1 protein-coding gene is annotated in these 477 nt (G+C 58.3%); it reads left to right on the top strand.

The genetic code is table 11. The features are described from left to right. The coding region (locus SOP85_RS31110) for a mechanosensitive ion channel domain-containing protein (RefSeq protein WP_323629419.1) at positions 1 to 477 on the top strand (477 nt) is incomplete at both ends.

Below are 477 nucleotides of genomic sequence, written 5' to 3'. Positions count from 1 at the left end.
CTCGACGGTCAACGGCGTGGAAACCGCCCACCCGATCACCCTAGGCGCAGTGCTGATCGCCATTCTGGTATTGATCATCACCATGCAGCTGGTGCGCAACCTGCCGGCGCTGCTGGAACTAGCGGTGCTGCAGCACCTGGATCTGTCGCCGGGCACCGGTTACGCCATCACCACCATCACCAAATACCTGCTGTTGCTGTTCGGCGCCATTCTCAGCTTTTCCTGGATCGGCATCGAATGGTCGAAACTGCAGTGGGTGGTCACCGCGCTCAGCGTGGGTCTCGGCTTTGGCATGCAGGAGATTTTCTCCAACTTCATCTCCGGCCTGATCATCCTGTTCGAGAAGCCGATCCGCATCGGCGATACCGTAACGATCCGCAACCTGACCGGCACGATAACCAAGATCAATACCCGTGCGACCACCATCGCCGATTGGGACTGCAAAGAGATCATCGTGCCGAACAAGGCGTTCATCAC

The organism is Pseudomonas sp. YuFO20, from assembly GCF_035064975.1.
Classification (GTDB): Bacteria; Pseudomonadota; Gammaproteobacteria; order Pseudomonadales; family Pseudomonadaceae; genus Aquipseudomonas; species Aquipseudomonas putida_AE.
This window is presented reverse-complemented; position numbering and strand designations above follow the sequence as displayed.